Source organism: Stenotrophomonas sp. SAM-B (genome assembly GCF_013387485.1).
Taxonomy (GTDB): domain Bacteria; phylum Pseudomonadota; class Gammaproteobacteria; order Xanthomonadales; family Xanthomonadaceae; genus Stenotrophomonas; species Stenotrophomonas maltophilia_AA.
Window position 1 is genome coordinate 40,871 of the sequence record NZ_JABBXB010000009.1, and the last position, 15,058, is coordinate 55,928.

Consider the following 15,058-nt stretch of genomic DNA (forward strand, 5'->3'; position numbering starts at 1 on the left):
GATCAACAATGAAGATTCGAGACGAATCGGCAATCGCAACAGCGCGCGGCGTTTCAATACCGCGCTGACTTTCCCGCGCGCGCCAGCGCGATCGCGTCGACCAGCATGTCGCCGGTCACCGGCTTGCGCAGGAAGCCATTGAATCCGGCCGCCAGCACCTGCTGCTCGGCGTAGGCATCCGAGCGTGCGGTCACCGCGATCAAGGGCAGTTCATAGCCCATGGCGCGCAGCTGCCCGGCAATCGCGAGGCCATCCAGCGCCGGCAGGTCCAGATCGAGCAGCCCCACATCGAAGCTGCCGGCCGCCACCTCCGACAACGCCGCCAGGCCGTGCAGCACATGCACCACCTCGTGCCCGCGCGAGCGCAGCAGTCCGGCGATGACGTCGGCCACGGTGGCATCGTCCTCGACCAGCAGGATCCGCAGCGGCGGCAGCTGCGTGCGCGTTTCCTGACCCGGATCCCGCGGCGTGCCGAGCGGCTGCACGGTCCAGGGCAGCGGCAGCGATACCGTGAAGCGGGCGCCATCGCCCAGCCGGCTGTCGATCTGGATGCGGCCGCCCATCGCCACGGCCAGTTCCTGGCAGATCGCCAGGCCCAGGCCGCTGCCGCCATAGCGCGAGGCGGTCCGCGGACCGTCGGCCTGCTCAAAGCGATGGAACAGCCGCTCCTGCTGATCCTGGTTGATCCCCGGCCCGGTGTCGGACACCTCGAAGATGATCGTGCGGCCGTCGTCGGCCAGCTCGACGCCCAGCCCGACGTGACCGTGCTCGGTGAACTTGATCGCATTGCCGAGCAGGTTCATCAGGATCTGGCGCACGCGCATTTCGTCGCCACTGACCTGCACCGGGCCGGGCAGATTGAAGCTGCGCTCGAAGGCCAGGCCACGGTGATGGGCCATCGGTTCCATCAACGCCTCGACCTGGTCCAGCAACGACATCAGGTCGAACGGCCGCAGATCCAGCTCCAGCCGCCCCGCCTCGATCCGGGCCAGATCCAGCGCATCGTTGACCAGCCTCAGCAGGTGTTTGCCGGCGTGCTGGATCGAGCCGGCATAGCCGCGCTGCACCTCGTCCAGCGACGTGGACAGCAGCAGCTCGCTCATGCCCAGCACCCCGGTCATCGGCGTGCGCACTTCATGCCCCAGCGTGGCCAGGAACCGGCTCTTCGCCTGCGAGGCCTGCTCGGCCAACTGCTGCTTGTGCACCGTCAACTGCCATTGCTGGCGACGGCGCAGGCGTGCCCGCGCCACGTAGGCCAGCGCCGCGATGCCGACCAGGCCGAGCAGCACGTAGCCCACGATCGCCCAGCCACTGCGCCACCACGGCGGGCGCACCTCCAGCTCCAGCGTGCTTGGCGGCGTCCACGCACCCTGCGATGTCGCCGCCTGCACCTCGATGCGGTAATGCCCCGCCGGCAGGCGCGACAGCATCCGCTCACCATCGGCGGCCTGCATCACCCAGTTCTGGTCGTAGCCGGACACCCGGTAGCGGTAGCGGTTGCCCTGCGGATTGGCGAAGGACAGCAGGCGGGCGGACACGATCAGGTCGCGGTCCTGCGGTCCCAGCACGATGGGCGCCTGGGTCGGCAGCATCTGCTGGCCTTCGGCATCGTCGCGGCGCACCTGCACGCTGTCGATCACCAGCTGCGAGGGCGGCAGCACCCTGTCCGCCGCATCCGGATCGAAGCCGACCAGCCCGGTCGCGGTCACCGCCAGAACGCGCCCGTCGCGCGCCTGCACCGGCGGGCGATTGCTGAACTCCACATCCGGCAGGCCGTCGCGCTCGCCATACAGGCGCAGCCGCCGCTCGGCACTGTTCCAGCGGATCAGGCCGCGCGGCGTGGTCGCCCATACCTGCCCATCGCTGCCCAGCGCCAAGCCGCCCATCGATACCGCGGGCAGACCCTCAGCCGCCCCCACGCGTTCGCGCAGGCTCATGCTCAGGCCATCCCAGCGATAACGCTCCAGCGCGCCCTGGCGTGCCAGCCACAGTTCATCCGGGCCGGTCCACGCCGCATCGTAGATGCTGCCGCGGGAGATGCCCGGCACCTGCTCGAAGCGGTTGTTGCGCCACCGCATCAGGCCCATCGCATCGCCCATCACCCAGAGCTGCCCGCGCGGATCGAACACCATCTGCTCGACCGGATTCTCGGTCAATCCGCGGTTCTGATCGTTGCGGATGGTATCGAGCACATGGCCCTGCGCATCGCGGCGCTGGATGCCGAAGTTCATCACCGACAGCCACAGCTCGCCGTTCGGCGCCTGGCGGATCAGGTCGATGCGCTGGCGCACATCGGCGCCGCCGCCGATCTTCCATTCGCGCAGCGTGCGCGTCGCGGGCTGGTACAGGCTCAATCGACCGGCGCGACCGAGCCATACCGCACCGTCCTCGCGTGGCAGCAGCGACCACGTCGCACCGACCCCGATCTGCGTGTCGTCGGCAATCTGCCGCAGCTGGCCCTGCGCATCCAACGTGTACAGGCCGTGCGCACCGGAGATGTAGTAGGTGTCGTCCAGCGCTGCCGCGCCGAGCAGATAGACGCTGTCCAGCGGTTTGCCGTCGAGCTGGTACCAGCTGGAGAAGCGCTTCCAGTCCGGTGGCAGATACGCCAGCCCCTGGGTCAGCATCGCCACCCACAGGCCGCCTTCGTGGTCCTGCAGCATGTCCAGCACGCCACTGCGGGCGGTCAGGAAACCACTGCCGGCATCGCCCGCAAGCAAGCGTGCCGTGCGCGCATCCCCGCGGTACAGGCCATCGGCCGTCCCCAGCCAGTAGCCGCCGTTGCGATCGTGGATGACGGTGGCCGCGCGCACGTCCGCACTGAGCGTCCAGGGCGCGGGCCGGACCTGGTCATCGGCATCGATCCGGAACAGGCCGCCTTCGGTTCCCGCCCAGACCGTGCCGTCGGGCTCACGGGTGAGGCGGAACACGCTCTTGCCGCCGAGCAGCGCCGGCGCGATGCGGGTGAAGCCATCGCCATCCCAGCGGGCCACGCCGTTGGAGGTGCCCACCCAGACCCGTCCCTGCGGATCGGCCAACAGACTGTAGATGGTGTTGTCGGGCAGGCTGCGCGGATCATCCGGGACGGCCTGGTACCTGACCAGGGTGCCGTCCTCGCCGCGCCGGCAGATGCCGTGCTGATTGGTGCCGATCCACAACGATTGCGAGGCATATGCCAGCGACCAGAACTGGCCTTCGCAGGCCTCGCCCAACGCAGGAAAGCGGGTGAACGCGGTGCGGTCGGGACCGAGCATGCTCAGGCCGACCCCGTTGCTGCCCACCCAGACGCGATCCAGTGGATCGATCAGCAGCGTTTCCACCTCGTTGCCAGGCAGCGAACCCGGGTCGGCCGGATCATTCCGCCAGACCCGCAGGCCCACGCCATCCACGCGGGCCAGGCCATCATCGGTCCCGGCCCAGATATACCCCTGCCGATCCTGGGCCAAGGCCAGCACCATGCGCGAGGGCATGCCCTCGGCCGCGCCAAGGCGGCGCAAGCGTGGCGTTTCTGCCGATGTCCCTGCGGCTTCCAACACTGACGGCACTGCGCACAACCACAGCCCCAACAGCACGATGCCTGCACCCCAGCGGCGCGTGCTCATCGATCCGGTCTCCCTGTTGGTGCGGATTGTCACACAGCGATCAGGACGGTGTCCGCATTCTGGGCGGGCTGTCGTGGATGGAACGGCTGTTGTCGGCCGCACCACGATCTGTTGCAGCCATGCGCTGCATCCCGGCACACGGCTGTGCGTATGATCGCCCCAGACCCTGACGGAGCCAGCGCCTTGCTCACGCGCCTGACCCTTGCCCTGCTGCTGGCGGCCACCCCGCTGCTGGCCATCGCCGCCCCAGACCGCTATCGACTTGATCCGGTGCACACCCGCGTGCTGTTCGCGGTCGAACATGCCGGCTTCTCGCATGCACTCGGCACCGTGTCCGGCAGCGAAGGCGTGCTGGTGTTCGATCCGGACGACTGGCGCACGGCGCGTCTGGACGTCACCGTGCCGATCCAGCGCCTGGACCTCGGCGACGCCAAATGGAATACGGCCACGCTCGCGCGCAACCTGCTCGATGGCGAGCGCTTCCCCGAAGCGCGGTTCGTCTCGACCCGGGTCGAACCGATCGATCCGACCCACGCCAACGTCATCGGCCAGCTCACCGTGCATGGCGTCACCCGCGAAGTCACCCTGGCGGTGACCCTCAATGCGCTCAAACGCCACCCGCTGCCACCGTTCCGCCGTACCGCCGGCTTCTCGGCCACCGCTACGCTCAGCCGCAGTGCTTTCGGCGTGGATGGCTGGGCCTCGATGATCGGCGACGAGGTGCAGCTGCGGATCGAGGCCGAAGCCGTGCGTGATCGCAACGCCGACGATCCGGCCGATGCCGCGCCCACCGATGCGCCGGGAACTCCCGCCGCGCCCATCGACTCAGATACCCCACAGCCGGTCCAGGAGACCACGCCATGACCGCCAAGAACACTCCAACCCGCTGGGGCGGCGTCAGCCAGACCCTGCACTGGCTGATCGCCGTGCTGATCCTCGCCCTGGGCATCGTCGGGCTGACCATGGGCGAACTGCCCAAGACCCCGAAGTACTTCTGGGTCTACACCATGCACAAATCGATCGGCATCACCGTGCTGGCGCTGGTCGTGACCCGCCTGCTGTGGCGCCTGTACGCCGGCGCACCCCATCCGGTGCCGGGCACGCCGACCTGGCAGGAGCGCATCGCCTCGGCCACGCATTGGCTGCTGTACGTGCTGATGTTCGGCATTCCGCTGTCGGGCTGGCTGTACGACTCGGCCAGCGGCCTGCGCCCGTTCCGCTGGTTCGGCCTGGTCGATGTGCCGAAGCTGAGCCCACCGGACGAACGCGTCACCCAGATCTCGCACGCCATCCATGAGTGGGGCTTCTGGCTGCTGATCGCCGTGGTCGTGGCCCATGCCGGTGCCGCGCTTTATCACCATTTTTACCAACGCGATGCCACGCTTGCGCGCATGCTCCCGCAGCGCTGGCTTGCCTCCCCCCAGAAGGATTGACCATGAACATCAAGCTCACCTCCCCCGCCGCGGTCGCCGCCGCCCTGGCCGGCCTGCTGGCCACCGCCCCGGTCCTGGCCGCCGATTACGTGCAGGCGCCTGGCTCGGTACTGGCGTTTGCCACCAAGTACGACGGCGAAGTGTTCACCGGCACCTTCCCGGGCTTCGATACCAAGATCAGCTTCGATCCGGCCAAGCTGGACGATGCCAAGCTGGAAGTGACCATCCCGCTGGCCGGCGCCAAGAGCGGCAACAGCGACCGCGATTCGACCCTGCAGGGCGCGGACTTCTTCAACGTGGGCAAGTTCGCCCAGGCCAAGTACAGCGCCACCAAGTTCCGCTCGCTCGGCAACAACCAGTACGCCGCCGACGGCACGCTGGAACTGCGCGGCGTGAGCAAGCCGGTCACCCTGACCTTCACCTGGACCCCGGGCGCGCAGCCCGTGCTGGCCGGCAAGGCCACGGTCAAGCGCCTCGACTTCGGCGTGGGCGGCGGCGACTGGGCCGACACCAAAACGATCCCGAACGAGACCGCGATCAGCACCAAAGTGGTCCTGAAAGCGAAGTAATGCCATCGGTAGTGCCGGCCGCTGGCCGGCATCTCGCGCGTTGATCGACTCGCGCACATCATCGGTAGTGCCGGCCGCTGGCCGCCTCCTCGCGCGGTGATCGACGCCGGGGAGCCGGCCAGCGGCCGGCACTACCGACTCAGGCACCGCCGAGCGGCATCGGGCACCGACGACCGACGTCAGGCGCCCGTTGGCACGCTTGGTCTCAGCCGATCCAGGCCCGCAGTCCCGCCACATCGAACGGCCACTCCAGCTCCCGCCCCTGCGCGTCGCGCAATACCGGCACCCGCAGCCCGTAGCGGGCCTCCAGCGCGGCATCGTCATCGATGAACACACTGTCCAGATCGGCCACCCGGGCCTGGGCCAGCACCGCCAGGGCCTGGTCGCACAAATGGCAGTCATCACGCTGGTACAAGGTAAACACCGGCCCACCCGCCTTGGGAAATGTTGCGCCGCAGCCAGAGCCGACGGCACGAAGCGCATAGAATAGCGCTCCATCCGATACCCGCAGTTTGGCAATCATGGCTGTCAGCACGTTCGACGTTTTCAAGATCGGCATTGGCCCGAGTTCTTCGCACACCGTGGGACCGATGAAGGCTGCCGAACGTTTCGTGCACCGCTGGCTGCTCGATCCGGGCCACCTGCAGGACGTGGTGCGCATCCGCGCGGATGTCTACGGCTCGCTGGCGCTGACCGGCCGCGGCCATGGCACCGACAAGGCCGTGCTGCTCGGGCTGGAGGGCCAGCGCCCGAACCTGATCGACCCCGACATCATCCCGGAGACGCTCGAGCGCATCCGAAGCAGCAAGCGCATCCGCCTGATGGGGCAGCACGAGATCGCCTTCGACGAGAAGCGCGACCTGGGCCTGAACAAGCGCCAGAAGCTGCCGTACCACACCAACGGCATGCGCTTCACCGCCTATGGCGCCGATGAGCAGGTGATCGCCACGCGCGACTACTACTCCGTCGGCGGCGGCTTCGTGGTCAACCAGGACGATGCGGCCGATGACCGCATCGTGCCCGATGAAACCCCGCTGCCCTACCCCTTCAAGAGCGGCGACGAACTGCTTGCGCAGACCGCCCGCAGCGGGTTGAGCATCGCCCAGATGATGTTCGAGAACGAGAAGTGCTGGCGCACCGAGGACGAGATCCGCGACAGCCTGCGCGAAATCTGGAGCGCCATGCAGGCCTGCGTGGAGCGCGGCATCCGCCAGGAGGGCACCCTGCCCGGCGGCCTGCATGTCTCGCGCCGCGCACCGGCGTTGTACCGCGAACTGTCCTCCAAGCCGGAAGCGGCGATGCGCGATCCGTTGACCACGCTGGACTGGGTCAACCTGTACGCGCTGGCGGTGAACGAAGAAAACGCCGCCGGCGGCCGCGTGGTCACCGCGCCGACCAACGGCGCAGCCGGCGTACTGCCGGCGGTGCTGCACTATTTCGACCGCTTCTGCCCCGGCGCCAACGAACAGCGCGTGTTCGATTTCCTGCTGACCTCGGCGGCGATCGGCATTCTGTACAAGGAAAACGCCTCGATCTCCGGTGCCGAAGTCGGCTGCCAGGGCGAAGTGGGCGTGGCCTGCTCGATGGCGGCCGGCGGCCTGGTCGCCGCGTTGGGCGGCAATCCGAGCCAGATCGAGAACGCCGCCGAGATCGGCATGGAACACAACCTCGGTCTGACCTGCGACCCGATCGGTGGCCTGGTCCAGATCCCCTGCATCGAACGCAACGCGATGGGCGCGGTCAAGGCGATCAACGCCTCGCGCATGGCGATGCGCGGCGATGGCAAGCACAAAGTGTCGCTCGACAAGGTCATCAAGACCATGCGCGACACCGGGCGTGACATGCAGGACAAGTACAAGGAAACCAGCCGCGGCGGGCTGGCGGTCAACGTCATCGAGTGCTGATCGACCGCCTCCGACGGTAGAGCCGACCGTGGGTCGGCTGCTGCCGTTCGCATCATCGGCCCGCCTGCACGGCCGCTCCGGTACAGTCAGGACTCCCCTGTTCCGGAGACTGCCATGCGCATCCTGGCCGCCGCCCTGCTCGCCTGCCTGCCGCTGACCACCCTCGCCGCCGAGACCTACGGCCCGCGGCTGGAAGGCTTCGACTACCCGTACCCGGTCAAGATCTTCCGCTTCGAATCCCAGCGCCAGCCGCTGGAGATGGCCTACATCGACGTGCCCGCCGGTGGCAAAGGCTTCGCCGGGACGGTCGTGCTGCTGCACGGCAAGAACTTCTGCGCGGCCACCTGGAAGGACACCATCGCGGCACTGAGCGCGGCCAGCTACCGGGTGATCGCGCCGGACCAGGTCGGCTTCTGCAAATCGAGCAAGCCCGAGCGCTACCAGTACTCCTTCGGCCAGCTGGCGGCCAATACGGAAGCGCTGCTGGAGCATCTGGGCTATGGCGAAGGCAAGCTGCACATCGTCGGCCATTCAATGGGCGGCATGGTGGCGGCGCGCTTCGCGTTGATGTATCCCCAGCGATTGCTCAGCCTGTCGCTGGTCAACCCGATCGGACTGGAAGACTGGAAGGCCAAGGGCGTGCCGTGGCGCAGTATCGATGCCTGGTACGCGGGCGAGCTGAAGACCAGCTTCGACAGCATCAGGAAGTACCAGCTCGACGTCTACTACAACGGCCAGTGGAAGCCCGAGTACGAGCAGTGGGTGCGCATGCAGTCGCGCATGTACGACGGCCCCGGCAAACAGGCGGTGGCGTGGAGCCAGGCGCTGACCTCGGACATGGTGTTCAACCAGCCGGTCGTTTATGAGTTGCCGACGCTGGCCGTGCCGACCACGTTGTTCATCGGCCAGACCGACCGCACCGCGATCGGCCGTGATCTGGCGCCGCCGGCGCTGAAAGCCACGCTGGGCAATTACCCGGCACTGGGCAAGGCGGCGGCGGCGGCGATTCCGGGCGCCACCCTGGTGACCTTCGAGGATCTGGGCCACTCGCCGCAGGTGCAGGATCCAGCCCGGTTCAATGCGGCATTGCTGAAGGCGCTCTCACAACACGACTGAGTCGACACACCGGTAGTGCCACGCCATGCGTGGCAGCGGTCGTCCTCAGCGTTCTCCGCCGACGCAGCCAGCCCACCCTGGCGCTACCGTGTGCCTGGGTGGGATCGCGCGGCAATCAGCGCCGCACGATCGCCAGCACGTCGTCCAGCAACGCGGCGGCGGTGACGTCCGCGCCGGCGCCCGGCCCCTGGATCAGCAGCGGCTGGGCGTGATACCGGTCGCTGTGGATCGCCACCCGGTTGTCGGTCTGCGCACCGCCGGCCAGCGGATGGTCGCGCGGCAGTACACGCAGCCCGACCGAGGCCCCGTCGTGATCGAAACCACCGACGAAACGTAGACACCCTCCTTGTTCCTGCGCCTGCTGCCAGTACGCCTGCAGCGGCGCGTCCAGCAACGAAAGCTGGCCCAATGTACCCGCCGCTGACTGCGCGGCGAGCGCCTCCGGTACCAGCGAGGCGACCTGTACCTGCTCGGCGCGCAGCGCGATGCCGCTGGCCCGCGCCAGGATCAGCAGTTTGCGACGCACGTCCTCGCCGGAGAGATCCACGCGCGGATCCGGCTCGGTGTAGCCCGCCTCGGCCGCCTCGCGCACCCACGCGGAAAACGGGCGCTGGCCATCGTAGTGATGGAACAGCCAGGCCAGCGAACCGGACAGTACGCCCTCCACGCGATGGATGCGGTCGCCACCGGCGACCAGCGCGCGCAGGCTGCTCAGCAGCGGCAGGCCTGCACCCACCGTTGCACTGTCGCCGTAATGCGCAGCACCCTGCTGTCCGCTGTCGGCGATGGCCTGGGCACGGGCCAGCTGTGCGCCCTGGCCGAGCTTGTTGGCGGTCACCACGTGCACGCCACGCGCCAGCCACTGTTCGTGCCAATTGGCTACGTCGTCACTGGCGGTCGCATCGACCACCACGTCGCCGCGCTGCAGGCCTTCGGCTTCCGCCCAGGGCTGCAGCGCCACCGCGCCGCGCGCCGCCAGGTTGGCCTGTGCAAGCTCGTGCGCGGGGGTCTGTTCGCAGGCCCGCGCCGTACGCGAATTGGCCAGCCACGAGAACGACGGCAGGGTGACACCGCGGTCCTGCAGCGAGGCATAGCGCTGGACGAAGGCGGTGCCGACCGTCCCGGTGCCGAGCAGCGCCAGCTTTCGATGGGCGGCCAATGGCAGGGTCAGGACCGCGCTCATGCATCCACCTGTTTGCGCTGCTGCACGTCACGATGCTGATCGATCACCACCTGCGCGCGCTCCAGCCCGCCCTGCAGATCGGCCACCAGATCTTCCGGCGACTCGATGCCGACCGAGAGGCGCAGCAGCCCTTCGCTGATCCCGGCATGCGCACGCGCTTCCGGGGTCATCGCAGCGTGGGTCATGGTCGCCGGATGCGCGACCAGGCTCTCGACGCCGCCCAGCGACTCGGCCAGGGTGAAGCAGCGCAGGCCATCCACGAACGCGCGCACCGCCGCATGCGGATCATCGCCCGGGCACGAGGCCAGTTCGAACGAGAGCATCGCGCCGAAACCGCTCTGCTGGCGGGCCGCGATGGCATGGCCGGGATGATCGGCCAGGCCCGGGTAGTACACGCTGGCGACCGCATCGCTGGCGGCCAGCAGCTCGACCACGGCCGCTGTGTTTTCCTGGTGCGCACGCAGGCGCGCACCGAGCGTACGCAGACCGCGCAACGTCAGGAACGCATCGAACGGCGAACCGGTCAGGCCCAGCGCGTTGGCCCACCACACCAGCTGTTCGTGCACTGCCGGATCGCGCGCGATCACCGCCCCGCCGACCACATCGCTGTGGCCGTTGATGTACTTGGTGGTGGAGTGCAGCACCAGATCGGCACCAAAACTGATCGGCTGCTGCAGCGCCGGTGACAGGAAGGTGTTGTCGACCACCACCTTGGCACCGGCCTTGTGCGCGGCATCGATGACGAAGCGCAGGTCGGTGATGCGCAGCAGCGGGTTGGACGGGGTTTCGATCAACACCAGCGTGGGCGACTGCGCCAGCGCGTCGGCCAGCGAACGCGGGTCGGTCAGGTCGGCGGTGATCAGGCCGAAGTGGCCCTTTTTCGCCAGTGCGTTGAACAGCCGCCAGCTGCCGCCGTACGCATCGTGCGGCACCACCAGCGTATCGCCGGGCTGCAGCAGCGCATTGAGCACCAGGTTGATCGCGCCCATGCCGGTGGAGGTGATTACCCCGCCCGCGCCGCCTTCCAGTTCGGCCAGCGCTTCACCGAGGAGGTCCCGGGTCGGGTTGCCGCTGCGCGTGTAGTCGTACTGGCGTTTGTTGCCGAAGCCATCGAAGCTGAAGTTCGAGGACAGCACGATCGGCGGGGTCACCGCGCCGTGGGCGGTGTCACGGTCGATGCCGGCACGCACGGCGGCGGTGACGCGGCTACAGGACGGCTCGGTACCAGCGGAACGGCTCATGCGGTTTCTCCGGGGGATCGAAAAGCGGTGGCGAGGATCGCGTCGATGCGATCGGTTTCTTTCAGGAAGGCGTCGTGGCCATACGGCGAGCGCAGCACGCGCAGGCTGCCGCGCGGGCCCAGCCCTTCGACCAGGCCGACACAGTCGGCCAGCGGGACCAGGCGGTCACCCTCCACGGCAACGACGACGGTCGGCACCAGGATGGCGGCCGGGTCGATGCGATGCAGGTCGATCGATTCGGACAGGCGCAGGTAGGCATCGACCGGGGTGCGGGCGACGTACTGCGCACCGGCGGCATCCAGATAGTCTTCGGCGGCAACGCGCACGCGGCCGTTGACCACTTCCGGCGCGGCGTCGAAGCGTTCGCCGAATTCTTCCGGCGTGCGGTAGCTGAGCATGGCGAACTGGCGCGCCAGCGACAGCCCGTGGCTCTCGGCGCACTGAAGCTGGCCGAGCGCAACCGCACGGCGCTGCAGCGCACGCCAAGCCGCGGCATACGGATGCGGGCGATGCGCACCGCTCACCGCGATCAGCTTCTGCACGCGCTGGCGGTGACGGATCGCGAACTGCTGGCCGACCAGCGCGCCGTAGGAGTAGCCCACGAAGCACTGCAGGCGGGCGATGCCGAGATGATCCAGCAGCAAGGCCAGCGCATCGGCCTGGTCGGCGGTATCGATCGGCAGGTCGAGCGCACCGTCGGCGCCGATGAAATCGAACGCCAGGATGCGCAGCGAGGCCGGATCCAGCGCGCGGCCCGCGGCGACCAGGCCTTCGGCCCAGCCCTTTTCGGGGAATTCGGCATTGGCCGCCACGTGGCGATGCGCGGAGATGCCGCCGGCCAGCACCACCACCGGCGCATCGGCGCGACCGACGCATTCGTAGCGCAGGCGCACCGGCCGCGGCCCGCCGTGACGCATCGACAGCACCGCCGCGATATCGCCGCGCACGGCGTTCAGCCCGGCGTCGACGGGGACGCTGAGCGGTGCGAAAGAGTCGGTGGCGACAGGGGCGGCGGTGGCGAAACTCATGGCGGTATCCAAAGTAGGAGGCGGCCATCGAGCTTTCGCGGAGCTCGCGTTCGAAGCGCACGCACGGTGCACGGTTCGAACCATCTTTCGGAAGACACCAACGGTCTCCGCAGGATTTGGCACCTACGCAGGTCGCTTTCGCGTCTGCGGGCTGCCCCGGCTTCAAAGGGCCTGTCCCTCTGCCGGTCTCGATGGTGGAGCCACGATGCCAGTGCTTCCGGGTCATGTCAATCCCTTCATCGGCATGAAGCGATATATATTCCAGATGATCATCAGTCACGCATACTCGGGGCACCTTCCCAATCGGCCAGAGCCTTGCGCTGCCTACGTCTGCCCACCCTGATCCTCGTCCTGGCCCCGGCGCTGAACGCCGGCGCCGCGCCGGCCAGTGACTGGCGCAACGGCTGGCGGATCGACCGCCCGGCGACCGCCAGCCCTGCCCGCCCCGCCCCGGTGGCGGCGGGGCCCGGACTCGCCGTGCTGACCCTGGAAGGCGCCGGCGAGCGCTGGCAGGCGCGGGTCGACAACCGCCTGGCCGGTCCGGTCCAGGTCTCGGTGCGGCCCCCCGCGGGCACCCCGGCGATGCCGGGTCTGCCCCTGCAGACGGTGATCGCCGGCGCGGCCAGCGTGGTGGTCACCCGCCTGCAGCCCCCCGCAGGTGCGACCGCGATCCGGCTGGACATGACCGCCGTCCCGGGGGATCCGGCGGCGCGCCCACGCGATGTGGCCTATCTGCTCCCCTTCGATGCCGCCCGCATCCAGGTCAGCCAGGCCCCGCAAGGCCAGTACAGCCACACCGACCCGGAGAACCGCGACGCCATCGACTTCGCGCTGCCCGAAGGCACCCCCGTGCTCGCGGCGCGGGCGGGCACCGTCATGCAGGTGCAGGCCGGGTATCAGGGCAATGGACAGGACCGCGACCACGATCTGGGCCGGGCCAACCTGGTGCGGGTGCTGCATGAGGACGGCAGCATGGCGGTATATGCCCATCTGCAGCACAACGGCGTGCTGGTGCGCCCGGGCGAGCCGGTGCAGGCGGGGCAGCGCATTGGGCTGTCGGGCAATACCGGCTTCAGCGCGGCCCCGCATCTGCACTTCGCGGTGCAGGTCAATGCGGGCATGCGGCTGCGCTCGATCCCGGCCCGCATCGTCAGCCCGCAGGGCGAGCTGCGTTTCGCCCGGACCAGGGACGAGGCCGGCCCATCCGCCCTGCCCTGACCCCGGCCCCGCCCGCCCCCGCTATACTGAGCGGCTTATCTCCATGAAAAGCGCCCCGGGCGGGCGCGTCACGCCATGTCCGAAGTCGCTACCGAAGCTGCGCGCCGCCGCACCTTCGCCATCATTTCCCACCCTGACGCCGGCAAGACCACGCTGACCGAAAAGCTGCTGCTGTTCGGCGGTGCGATCCAGATGGCCGGTTCGGTCAAGGGTCGCAAGGCCGCGCGTCATGCGACCTCCGACTGGATGGCGCTGGAAAAGGAGCGCGGGATCTCGGTCACCTCCTCGGTGATGCAGTTCCCGTACGAAGGCAAGATCGTCAACCTGCTCGACACCCCCGGCCACGCCGACTTCGGCGAGGACACCTACCGCGTGCTCACCGCGGTGGACTCGGCGCTGATGGTGATCGACGTGGCCAAGGGCGTGGAAGAACGCACCATCAAGCTGATGGAAGTGTGCCGCCTGCGCGACACCCCGATCATGACCTTCATCAACAAGCTCGATCGCGAGGGCAAGGAGCCCATCGACCTGCTGGATGAAGTGGAAAGCGTGCTCGGCATCCAGTGCGCGCCCGTCACCTGGCCGATCGGCATGGGCCAGCGCCTGAAGGGCGTGGTGCATCTGATCAGCGGTGAGGTGCACCTGTACGAGCAGGGCCGCAACTTCACCCGCCAGGATTCGACCATCTTCCCGTCGATCGATTCACCGGGGCTGGCCGAGAAGATCGGCGAGCGCATGCTGGCCGACCTGCGCGACGAGCTGGAGCTGGTGCAGGGCGCCAGCCATCCGTTCGACGTGGAGGCCTACCTGGCCGGCAAGCAGACCCCGGTGTTCTTCGGCTCGGGCGTGAACAACTTCGGCGTGCAGCCGCTGCTGGACTTCTTCGTCGAACATGCGCCGTCGCCGCAGCCGCGTGCAACCACCGGCCGCGTCATCGCGCCGCAGGAAAACAAGCTGACCGGCTTCGTGTTCAAGATCCAGGCGAACATGGACCCGCAGCACCGCGACCGCGTGGCGTTCATGCGGGTGTGTTCGGGCCGCTTCGTGGCCGGCATGAAGACCTTCCATGTGCGCACCGGCAAGGAAATGAAGCTGGCCAATGCGCTGACCTTCATGGCCAGCGACCGCGAGATCGCCGCCGAAGCGTGGCCGGGCGATGTGATCGGCATCCACAACCACGGCACGATCTCCATCGGTGACACCTTCACCGAGGGCGAAGCGGTCAGCTTCACCGGCATTCCGAACTTCGCGCCCGAGCTGTTCCGCCGCGCACGCCTGCGCGATCCGCTGAAGCTCAAGCAGCTGCAGAAGGGCCTGGCACAGCTGTCCGAAGAGGGCGCGACGCAGTTCTTCCGCCCGTTGATGAGCAACGACCTGATCCTGGGCGCCGTGGGTGTGCTGCAGTTCGATGTGGCCGCCTACCGCCTGAAGGACGAGTACGGCGTGGAAGCGACCTTCGAGCCGGTCAGCGTGACCACGGCACGCTGGGTGACCTGCAGCAACGAGAAGAAGCTGGAGGAGTTCCGCGAGAAGAACGCGGGCAACCTCAGCATCGATGCCGCCGGCCAGCTGGTGTACCTGGCACCGACGCGCGTCAATCTGCAACTGGCGCAGGAACGCGCGCCGGACGTGCGCTTCGCGGCCACGCGCGAGGCCGCGCACAGCGTGTCGGTCAGCTGATCCTTCGGCCGATCTGTCGGCTGAACGGCCGCGCGTGCATGCGCGGCCCATCTTGGCGATGATAGGGGGGAGCGGGCTCCCCCT

12 protein-coding genes and 1 riboswitch are annotated in these 15,058 nt (G+C 68.4%); of the genes, 7 read left to right on the forward strand and 5 right to left on the reverse strand.

Features of this window, described 5'->3' with window-relative positions:
* Nucleotides 1-53 precede the first annotated feature (53 nt).
* Nucleotides 54-3,602 carry an ATP-binding protein gene (locus HH110_RS15960; protein ID WP_176990588.1) on the reverse strand — a complete coding sequence of 1,183 codons (3,549 nt, stop codon included), beginning with the start codon at nucleotides 3,600-3,602 and terminating at the stop codon, nucleotides 54-56.
* A 150-nt stretch (nucleotides 3,603-3,752) separates the two neighbouring features.
* Between HH110_RS15960 and HH110_RS15965 the strand changes: the two genes are divergently transcribed.
* Genes HH110_RS15965 through HH110_RS15975 form a run of 3 tightly spaced genes read left to right on the forward strand, consistent with a single transcriptional unit; the run spans nucleotide 3,753 to nucleotide 5,604 of the window.
* Nucleotides 3,753-4,466: a YceI family protein gene (locus tag HH110_RS15965; RefSeq protein ID WP_176990589.1), complete on the forward strand. Its 714-nt coding sequence runs from the start codon at nucleotides 3,753-3,755 to the stop codon at nucleotides 4,464-4,466.
* A complete protein-coding gene (locus tag HH110_RS15970) occupies nucleotides 4,463-5,035 on the forward strand; it encodes a cytochrome b (protein WP_176990590.1) in 573 nt (190 codons plus the stop codon). Before HH110_RS15965 ends, HH110_RS15970 begins: the two co-directional genes overlap by 4 nt.
* A gap of 2 nt (nucleotides 5,036-5,037) precedes the next feature.
* A complete protein-coding gene (locus HH110_RS15975; RefSeq protein ID WP_176990591.1) occupies nucleotides 5,038-5,604 on the forward strand; it encodes a YceI family protein in 567 nt (188 codons plus the stop codon).
* Between the two features lie 205 nt (nucleotides 5,605-5,809).
* Here the strand turns inward: HH110_RS15975 and HH110_RS15980 are convergent, their stop codons facing one another.
* A complete protein-coding gene (locus HH110_RS15980; protein WP_176990626.1) occupies nucleotides 5,810-6,028 on the reverse strand; it encodes a glutaredoxin family protein in 219 nt (72 codons plus the stop codon).
* A 97-nt stretch (nucleotides 6,029-6,125) separates the two neighbouring features.
* On the opposite strand from HH110_RS15980, the gene HH110_RS15985 reads away from it, so the two are divergent.
* On the forward strand, nucleotides 6,126-7,508 hold the full coding sequence (locus HH110_RS15985; protein ID WP_123730460.1) for an L-serine ammonia-lyase: 1,383 nt from the start codon (nucleotides 6,126-6,128) through the stop codon (nucleotides 7,506-7,508).
* 114 nt (nucleotides 7,509-7,622) lie between these two features.
* Complete coding sequence (locus HH110_RS15990) at nucleotides 7,623-8,624, forward strand: alpha/beta fold hydrolase (RefSeq protein ID WP_176990592.1); 1,002 nt, start codon at nucleotides 7,623-7,625, stop codon at nucleotides 8,622-8,624.
* A gap of 115 nt (nucleotides 8,625-8,739) precedes the next feature.
* On the opposite strand, the gene HH110_RS15995 is transcribed toward HH110_RS15990, so the two are convergent.
* The 3 genes from HH110_RS15995 to HH110_RS16005 are packed head-to-tail and all read right to left on the reverse strand — an operon-like array spanning nucleotide 8,740 to nucleotide 12,076.
* Nucleotides 8,740-9,807: a homoserine dehydrogenase gene (locus HH110_RS15995; RefSeq protein ID WP_176990593.1), complete on the reverse strand. Its 1,068-nt coding sequence runs from the start codon at nucleotides 9,805-9,807 to the stop codon at nucleotides 8,740-8,742.
* A complete protein-coding gene (locus HH110_RS16000) occupies nucleotides 9,804-11,048 on the reverse strand; it encodes an O-succinylhomoserine (thiol)-lyase (RefSeq protein WP_176990594.1) in 1,245 nt (414 codons plus the stop codon). The genes HH110_RS15995 and HH110_RS16000 overlap by 4 nt, the downstream gene beginning before the upstream one ends.
* Nucleotides 11,045-12,076, reverse strand: a complete 1,032-nt coding sequence (locus tag HH110_RS16005; RefSeq protein ID WP_176990595.1) for a homoserine O-succinyltransferase — start codon at nucleotides 12,074-12,076, stop codon at nucleotides 11,045-11,047. Before HH110_RS16005 ends, HH110_RS16000 begins: the two co-directional genes overlap by 4 nt.
* Before the next feature lie 77 nt (nucleotides 12,077-12,153).
* Nucleotides 12,154-12,274, reverse strand: a riboswitch (SAM riboswitch).
* 117 nt (nucleotides 12,275-12,391) lie between these two features.
* Here HH110_RS16005 and HH110_RS16010 point away from each other — a divergent pair.
* The gene (locus tag HH110_RS16010; protein WP_176990596.1) at nucleotides 12,392-13,294 is read left to right on the forward strand and encodes a M23 family metallopeptidase; all 903 of its coding nucleotides are present in this window, start codon (nucleotides 12,392-12,394) and stop codon (nucleotides 13,292-13,294) included.
* A gap of 75 nt (nucleotides 13,295-13,369) precedes the next feature.
* Nucleotides 13,370-14,974, forward strand: a complete 1,605-nt coding sequence (locus HH110_RS16015; RefSeq protein WP_123730457.1) for a peptide chain release factor 3 — start codon at nucleotides 13,370-13,372, stop codon at nucleotides 14,972-14,974.
* The last annotated feature ends 84 nt before the right edge of the window (nucleotides 14,975-15,058 follow it).

Coding starts and splice junctions, on each gene's coding strand:
- HH110_RS15960 (WP_176990588.1), bottom strand. CDS start 3,602: ATGAGCACGCGCCGCTGGGGTGCAGGCATCGTGCTGTTGGGGCTGTGG.
- HH110_RS15965 (WP_176990589.1), top strand. CDS start 3,753: ATGATCGCCCCAGACCCTGACGGAGCCAGCGCCTTGCTCACGCGCCTG.
- HH110_RS15970 (WP_176990590.1), top strand. CDS start 4,463: ATGACCGCCAAGAACACTCCAACCCGCTGGGGCGGCGTCAGCCAGACC.
- HH110_RS15975 (WP_176990591.1), top strand. CDS start 5,038: ATGAACATCAAGCTCACCTCCCCCGCCGCGGTCGCCGCCGCCCTGGCC.
- HH110_RS15985 (WP_123730460.1), top strand. CDS start 6,126: ATGGCTGTCAGCACGTTCGACGTTTTCAAGATCGGCATTGGCCCGAGT.
- HH110_RS15990 (WP_176990592.1), top strand. CDS start 7,623: ATGCGCATCCTGGCCGCCGCCCTGCTCGCCTGCCTGCCGCTGACCACC.
- HH110_RS15995 (WP_176990593.1), bottom strand. CDS start 9,807: ATGAGCGCGGTCCTGACCCTGCCATTGGCCGCCCATCGAAAGCTGGCG.
- HH110_RS16000 (WP_176990594.1), bottom strand. CDS start 11,048: ATGAGCCGTTCCGCTGGTACCGAGCCGTCCTGTAGCCGCGTCACCGCC.
- HH110_RS16005 (WP_176990595.1), bottom strand. CDS start 12,076: ATGAGTTTCGCCACCGCCGCCCCTGTCGCCACCGACTCTTTCGCACCG.
- HH110_RS16015 (WP_123730457.1), top strand. CDS start 13,370: ATGTCCGAAGTCGCTACCGAAGCTGCGCGCCGCCGCACCTTCGCCATC.